Annotated in this window: 6 protein-coding genes; 2 read left to right on the top strand and 4 right to left on the bottom strand. The window is 57.5% G+C overall.

The genetic code is table 11. The features are described from left to right. The first annotated feature begins 97 nt into the window (after positions 1–97). The gene (locus JTA15_RS05850) at positions 98–1,204 is read left to right on the top strand and encodes a GGDEF domain-containing protein (protein WP_044858382.1); all 1,107 of its coding nucleotides are present in this window, start codon (positions 98–100) and stop codon (positions 1,202–1,204) included. Between the two features lie 41 nt (positions 1,205–1,245). Here the strand turns inward: JTA15_RS05850 and JTA15_RS05845 are convergent, their stop codons facing one another. Further along, entirely contained in the window at positions 1,246–2,745 is a 1,500-nt protein-coding gene (locus JTA15_RS05845) for an aldehyde dehydrogenase family protein (RefSeq protein ID WP_014169921.1), read from the bottom strand. A gap of 241 nt (positions 2,746–2,986) precedes the next feature. Between JTA15_RS05845 and feaR the strand changes: the two genes are divergently transcribed. Then, positions 2,987–3,895 carry a transcriptional regulator FeaR gene (feaR, locus tag JTA15_RS05840; protein ID WP_014169920.1) on the top strand — a complete coding sequence of 303 codons (909 nt, stop codon included), beginning with the start codon at positions 2,987–2,989 and terminating at the stop codon, positions 3,893–3,895. On the opposite strand, the gene JTA15_RS05835 is transcribed toward feaR, so the two are convergent. Genes JTA15_RS05835 through JTA15_RS05825 form a run of 3 tightly spaced genes read right to left on the bottom strand, consistent with a single transcriptional unit; the run spans position 3,896 to position 7,048 of the window. Beyond that, a complete protein-coding gene (locus tag JTA15_RS05835) occupies positions 3,896–4,213 on the bottom strand; it encodes a YdbL family protein (RefSeq protein WP_014169919.1) in 318 nt (105 codons plus the stop codon). Positions 4,214–4,220: 7 nt separating this feature from the next. Further along, positions 4,221–4,412 (bottom strand): YnbE family lipoprotein, encoded by a 192-nt coding sequence (locus JTA15_RS05830; RefSeq protein WP_014169918.1) that lies wholly within the window; start codon positions 4,410–4,412, stop codon positions 4,221–4,223. After that, positions 4,409–7,048, bottom strand: coding sequence for a YdbH family protein (locus tag JTA15_RS05825; protein WP_219372963.1), 2,640 nt, complete (start codon positions 7,046–7,048; stop codon positions 4,409–4,411). Before JTA15_RS05825 ends, JTA15_RS05830 begins: the two co-directional genes overlap by 4 nt. Positions 7,049–7,160: the final 112 nt, after the last annotated feature.

Genomic DNA, 7,160 nt, shown 5'->3' with positions numbered 1-7,160 from the left:
GGTTTAATATTGTGACACCGTAACGGTGCAAAACAGACGGACGGTYCCTCCGCCCGTTCCTGTCTCACTTGCTCCCAGAAAAGGATAAAGAGCATTTATGGAAAAAAGAAAAAAAACGACGCCAGAGCGGGCTGCCTGGCCGACGCGTCAGGCGATGGTTATGCACGGGCTGGCGATGAACCTGCCGTGGCTGGCATTCGTCAACATCAGCTTCGCCGTGATGATCCTGCTGCGCCACGTCTCGCTTAAACCCGACGACCCCCTTTACCTCCGGTCGCTGCCTCTGCTGAAGTTTATCGATGCCTCGATGTTCGGCATTATTATTCTGTCAGCTGCGTTAATCATCATGGCCTGGCGACGTATTGCCGGCATCAGCGTGGTACTCTTTTTCTGTAGCGTCATCTGGTCGATATCCTGTTTCTGGTTTATCACCGATCTGTTGCTGCCTCACGTCTGGCCCCTGTGCGCGATTCTGTTACTCGCCGGGTTGACGGCGCTCTACTTTTACCCCCGTGGGTTACTCGCCTTCGTGATCCCGCTCTGGGTCACGCTACCGGTCGCAAGCTGGGTACTCAATGATGGTGTCAACCTTCACTTTGCCGCCGTCTGGACCGTCTTTACGCTGATTTTGCTCTGCGGGCGTTTCATCCTGATAAGCTGGTTTGATGAGGCCTGGCGACGTAACCAGCAAAACCAGCTGTTGATTTCGCGGCTGGAAGCGCTGGCGCATCAGGATCCGTTAACCCAGACCGCCAACCGTCGCAAGATGGAAGTGGTGCTGGAGAATGCCGTTGAGCAGAAAAAAGCCTTCTCGCTGATTATGCTGGATATAGATTATTTCAAACTTTACAACGACACCTATGGTCATCAGGCCGGTGACGAATGTTTGACCCGCGTGGCGCAGGTGCTCCGGCAGTCGGTGCGAACACCTGACGATGTCGTGTCTCGCTACGGCGGTGAAGAGTTTGTGGTGATCCTCTTTGATTGCCCGGAAAACACAGCCGAAAAAGTTGCCATGCGTATTCAGGACGGCCTGCGCGCGGAAGCGATAGCGCACGATGCCTCAAAAGTCAGCGATCACGTCACCGTAAGCATGGGCATTGCAGGAATGGCAGAGGGTCTGGCGGGGACGGAGATTATCGCCCGCGCCGATGAGGCGCTGTACCGGGCGAAAGCGGCCGGACGGGACCGCTGGTCACGATAGCCGTGTCGGGTGGCCGTTGCGCCAGCCCGACACGCTTTGTTTTAATACCGTACACATACCGATTTGGTTTCACACCAGCCATCCAGCCAGTCCGGGCCGAAATCGCGCCCAGTGCCGGACTGCTTCATGCCACCAAACGGCAGGTTGGCGTCGATCAGGGTATGGCTGTTCACCCAGACGGTCCCCGCCTGCAGCCGGTCGGTGTATTCCAGCGCCTTGCTGATATTTTGTGTCCAGACGCTGGCCGTCAGCCCATATTCGGTGTCGTTGGCCAGCGCCAGCGCTTCTTCGCCATCCGCGACGCGCACCAGGTTGACCACCGGGCCGAACACTTCTTCGCGGGTGAGTCGCAGCGCGGCATCCGGGTTCACCACCAGCGTCGGCGACACGTAATAACCTTTGCCATCCGGCCCCCGGTTACCGGTGATCAACTCCGCATTGCGCGATTTTGCCTCGTCGAGGAAGGTCTGCACTTTATCGCAGTGCGCGCGGGAGACCAGCGGGTTGATGAAGGCCTCCGGCGACATGCCCGGCCCGACGCTCAGGGATTTCACCGCCTGCTCAAACCCGCTAACCAGCGTGTCAAACAGCGGCGCTTCAATATAGATACGGGAGCTCGCCGCACAAACCTGCCCCTGGTTCAGGAAGCTGCCGGTCATCAGGCCTTCAATTACCCAGGCCGGGTCAGCATCTTTCAGCACGATAGCCGGGTTTTTACCCCCCAGCTCCAGCGTCACCCCCGTGAGCGTATCCGCCGCCGCGCGGGCAATTTGCTTGCCTGTCGCCGTTGAGCCAGTAAAGCTCACTTTGGCAATATGCGGATGTGAGGTCAGCGCGGCACCGCACACCGCACCGCTTCCCGTGACCACATTAAACACCCCGTCGGGGATGCCCGCTTCACTTGCCAGTTCCGCCACGCGCAGCATGGTGAGCGGCGTGGTTTCTGAAGGCTTAATGACAATGGAACACCCCGCCGCCAGCGCAGGCATGACTTTCCACATCCCGATCATCAGCGGGAAGTTCCACGGCACAATCCCGGCCACCACGCCAACCGGCTCTTTGCGCGTCCACGCCTGATAGCGGGCCCCCTGCGGTAAGGGGATGGAGAGGTCGAGGGTTTTACCGGCAATTTTCGTGGTAAGCCCTGCGGTATAGCGCATCCAGTTCAGGGTGCAGCCCACTTCAAAGGCGCGGGAGATATGAATGGATTTCCCCTGCTCCAGCGTCTCAAGCTGGGCCAGCTCTTCGCTGTGCTGCTCAACCAGATCGGCGAAATGCAGCAGGATACGCTCACGCTCTGCCGGTAATTTTCCGGCCCAGCTACGGGCAACAAACGCACGCCAGCCGGACATCACGGCGCGGTCGACATCATCAACGCTGGCATCGGCGGTGGAGGCGATGACGTCGCCCGTAGCCGGATTATAGACATTGAGCCGCTTTTCACTGTCCGACGCGGCCTGACGCCCTTCAATCCACAGGCCATGATGTCGGTCTAAAAACTGCTGTACGGCAGGCTGAACGGCTACCTGAGATTCAGACATAGGGTACTCCTTCGTTTTTATTCGCAGGGTGTTAATGCAGTCTAAGAGGGGTTTTGGATTCTCGCTTTTGTCTCTGTGACATTCGCTTTGCCACCTGTGACAGGCTCCGCAAATCGTGATAATTCCGTCTTATAACGCTGTTACCGGTGAGTGTTCTTTCCTATAGTCAGCCTCATAGCTCTGACAAAATGCAACACAAATGCAACAATGCAAAAACATTGACGGTGCAGCGAGATAAGCGATGGCGTGTGCAAGCGAAGAGGAACAGTATCAACAGTGGCTGGCACAAATTAACCAGGTCTGCGGGCGTTTTAATGCGCGTCCGCTGGAGGGGGAATTCGTCGGCGAGCTGGAAACCAGCTATGCCCGTAGCCTGAAGTTAAGCACCGTAACCGCAGGTGGCGTTAACCTGTTCCGATCCCGCCATGAGATTAACGACAGTAACGATGCCTGGTTCTACACCGTATTTCAGCTGGAAGGCAGCGCGGAGATTGAACAGGACGACCGCCGCGCGGTGCTGAAGACCGGCGATATCACGCTGCTTGATGCTTCCCGCCCGTGCTCCATTGCCTGGCATGAAAAATCCCGCCAGATTTCGCTGCTGGTTCCGCGCCAGATTATTGAGCAACAGTGTCGTTTTCAGGAGGTAAGCTGCGCGCTCACCCTTTCGCGCACGCTGCCCACCGTTCAGTTAAGCCACCACCTGCTGATGGAAAGTATGGGGAATGCCGATCTGAGTGACCGGGAGAGTGAAGCGGCGCTGGAAGCGATGATCTGTCTGCTTCGCCCCGCGTTCCAGCAGCGCGACGTGGCTCAGCCACGTAAAGAACGCCTGTTCCGCAATGTGCTGTCATTGATTGACGATCATATTCAGTCTGAATCACTACGACCGGAATGGATTGCTGCACAGAGCGGGATGTCGGTGCGAAGCCTCTACCGCATGTTTGCTGATAAGGGGCTGGTGGTCGCCCAGTACATTAAAAACCGCCGTCTCGACCTGTGCGCACAAGTGTTGCGCTCCGCCAGCGATGATGAAAAGCTGGCGGGCATTGGCTACAGCTGGGGCTTTTCCGACCACAGCCATTTTTCAACCGCCTTTAAGCAGCGTTTTGGCGTCTCGCCTGGCGAATATCGTAAGCGCTTTCGCTAACTACTTCTTCAGCCATTTCCCGTTGATGCCTTTCACGTACTCGCCCGGCTGGGCGCGGGCAACCAGCTTTTGCCCTGCCATTTTCGCCACTTCATCCACCGGCAGATTGTTGCTGTCAGCCAGCTTCTGATAGCTTTCCGTGCGCGCGGCGTTAATGCGATTGACCAGCGCCAGGGTTTCCGCATCCTGTTTGATTGGCGCAAGATAACCGCTCAGGGTTTCCCCCACGCGCCCCTGCGTCCGGGCGTCATTTAAGGTCAGCGTTGCCGCCTGCACGTTCATGCCGAGCGCCAGTAACATCAGAGCTAATCGTTTCATGGCATCCTCAGAAGAGATCGCTGCGTGATTTCAGCAGGGTTTCAACGTCTTTATCGACCTTGATGTGGATCTCATGTTCGATTTTGACATTCATATTGATGGTAATCGGCTCCTTCGGCGCGGCGACTTCAATGCGCGGCGTACAGCCGGTCAGTAGCGCGGCAACGGCAACGGTGAGCACACCAGCCATCTTTTTCATTGTTGTTCCTCACTTTCCTTGCCAGTCGAACTGCGGATACCAGGTATTGCCGCGTGTTGCTCAAACCAGGTTTGCAGGTTGTCTCCAAAACGCAGGCTGCGCCAGAGGGTAAAGACATTCTCTTCATGGGTATAGTTCAGATTAACGTAGCTGCTTTTACCCTCTACCCGGCTGGTTCCCTTAAGGGTCGCCTGCATGGTTAATTCACCCAGATTATCTAAATTGATTCTTGTCCACGAGCGAGAAATTTCCATATAGCGCAGCCAGTTAATTGCGGCGCCCGCCACCATATTATCTTTTACGATGGCGTCCGCCGTGTCTTTATCGATACGCAGCGTCATCGGGCCGGGGTTGGTCAGCCAGCCATCTTTGATGATCCATTTTTCATTGTCCAGCCAGAACGGCAGCGCCCCGCTCACCGGGCCAGACATCGCAAACTGCTTCGGATTAACGGCACTGATCAGCTCGCTGGAGGAGATATTGTCTACCCGCAGCAGCGCCGGATCGTGTTGCGGCATCCTCAACTGCTGCATGGTGATTTTTCCGCCAAGGGCTTCCACCTTCACATTGGTGAGCAGAAGCGGGTTCGCCTCACTCCAGGGGTAGTCACCCTGCAGGTCCGCCGTGATATTCCGCGCGGTCACCAGGTTTACCACCTCGCCAATCCGTAAGGTTACCGGGCCGCGCGTTCCCAGCGACCAGGTGCCCTCACTAAACCGGAACGGCAGGACAAAGTCGACGCCGTTGATCTGGTTGTCTGGCATCCAGGCGCTACCGGCTTTCAGCACGCCGTGACCGCCCGCCTCAAAGCCCTGACCCGCGGCGGCCGAGAAGGCCACCTGCGCATACAGTTCGCCGTCACGCAGCGTCATTTTCCAGTCTGGCGGGATCAACGGCTGGAACACGGTGAGCGATTGTTTCGGCCACCAGGCCTGCCCGCGAAGGCGTTCCCCGTCCCAGCGTCCGTTCACCTGTACCGGTCCGATAGCATCGGCATGCAGATCGCCCTTGAACTGGAACAGTGTCGGGTCTGTTCCGTCTACGCTGAAGGTCAGCACCGACGGCGGCAATACGCTGCCGCCGCTGAAACGGGTTTGCCCGGCATTCAGCGACAGCGCTCCGCTGAACGTCGGCTTGTCAGGATCGCGATACCAGCGCACCGGGTTATCCAGCACCAGTCGGGGTTTACTGACCTCCATGGCACCGTACTTGAGCTGGTCGAAACCGGTTGAAAGCGCGGTCAGCTCAATAAGTTTGTCGCGCCATTCGCCTTTTCCGGCAACATCCCAGCGCGCATTCATTGGGGTGAAGCCCCCTTTGCCCCAGTAGCGCCACTGCCACAAGCCGTTGTCGGGTAAAAAGTCACTGGCCTGGCCATCCAGATGCAGTTCAAAATCACCCATCTCGTTCTCGTGCGCCCGCAAAATGGCCTGCAGGCGTCCATCGACACCCTTTTGGGTCAGCCTGACGCCCGCCAGCGGCCAGCGAATTTCATCAATATCCAGTGAATCGATAATGCGACCACGTGAGCGCAGCAGCGCGCCCGGCTCAAAGGAGAGCTGCGGTTCATACAGGCTTCCGGTCAGTTTTGCCGGCAGTCTGGCATAGAGCACCAGGTCGTTATGTTTCGCCTCGCCGCTCAGATGAAGCGGCATGTCGCTTTGTTCCATTCTGAGCCTGCCCGGTCCGATATTCAGCACCGCGTTGCCCTTCCCCGCATCCCCTTGAGTGAGCACATTCAGACGCCCGGTCAGGGTCGCTTTCTCAAGCCCCGCCTGCCAGTTATCGACACGAAGGCCAACGCGCCCGCTCAGCGGCATGCCGGAAAGGTTCCAGTTCCAGCGTCCGTCACTGATATTCAGCTGTTCCGCGGTTATTTGCCACGGCAGATCGAGCAGCGGATCGGGGTTATCCCGCGCCATGACCACCAGTTGCCCCTGATTGGCTTCCCAGTCGAGATCGGCATCGACCAGCGAGGCTAACTGTGGCACGTTAAAGGTCGCAACCGCATGGCCTTTAACCGGCACGCCGTCCGGCACCAGCGGCAGGGTGAATTGTCCCACCAGTTTTATCGGCTGTGGCTGGTCGGGAAGTTGTACATCGAACTGGGTGACAGAGAGGGTCTGACCGCGGAGCATCCCTTTAATGCTGACCTGCTCACCTTTGTAGGCAATCTCCTGACGCGCGGGCGTCAGCGACGCCTGAAGTTCTCCCTGCCACTGCTGCCAGGGCGAGAGCGTCAGACGATGGACAGTAAGCCAGGTATTCGGTAACACCGCCTGCCACTGCGCCAGCGTTTTGGGCGCGACCGTGGACGGTGCGGACTGGGGAATTTTATTGAGGCAAACGGAGTTCAGTTCGAGCGCGCCGACATCCAGTTTCCAGCGGCTGGGGTGCGATAGGGTCGCGTTATCGACTCGGGCAATTTCGCAGTCATCCACAAGATAGCGAAGATCGGGGATAATCAGGGCATGACGCGTGAGTCTGGGACTTTGTTCAAAGGCGATGCGCGTCCCGACAGGAAGCCAGATCCCGGCAAGGGTTGGTACCCACTGGGCAAGGGTCATCAGCAGCGTCAGCGGCACCAGAATGAACAGCAGTAAGAGCGCGATTGCGGCTTTGTATGTACCCCTCATGGGCAGTTAATATCCTGATTTAGCGAAAGAATTAAGCCGACAGTGCCGATCATTGTCGCATGTTTAGCCAGTCAGTTGAAGAGAATGCCAAATTTAAGGATAGATGCTCTGA

Source organism: Enterobacter sp. BIDMC 29, from assembly GCF_019378755.1.
Lineage (GTDB): Bacteria > Pseudomonadota > Gammaproteobacteria > Enterobacterales > Enterobacteriaceae > Enterobacter > Enterobacter ludwigii.
Note: the sequence above shows the minus strand (reverse complement) of the source record. Positions and strands in the feature narration are given on the sequence as shown.

Excerpts from the sequence above, each read along its gene's own strand:
- JTA15_RS05845 (WP_014169921.1), bottom strand. The coding sequence starts at position 2,745 with ATGTCTGAATCTCAGGTAGCCGTTCAGCCTGCCGTACAGCAGTTTTTA.
- JTA15_RS05825 (WP_219372963.1), bottom strand. The coding sequence starts at position 7,048 with ATGAGGGGTACATACAAAGCCGCAATCGCGCTCTTACTGCTGTTCATT.
- JTA15_RS05835 (WP_014169919.1), bottom strand. The coding sequence starts at position 4,213 with ATGAAACGATTAGCTCTGATGTTACTGGCGCTCGGCATGAACGTGCAG.
- JTA15_RS05830 (WP_014169918.1), bottom strand. The coding sequence starts at position 4,412 with ATGAAAAAGATGGCTGGTGTGCTCACCGTTGCCGTTGCCGCGCTACTG.
- JTA15_RS05850 (WP_044858382.1), top strand. The coding sequence starts at position 98 with ATGGAAAAAAGAAAAAAAACGACGCCAGAGCGGGCTGCCTGGCCGACG.
- feaR (WP_014169920.1), top strand. The coding sequence starts at position 2,987 with ATGGCGTGTGCAAGCGAAGAGGAACAGTATCAACAGTGGCTGGCACAA.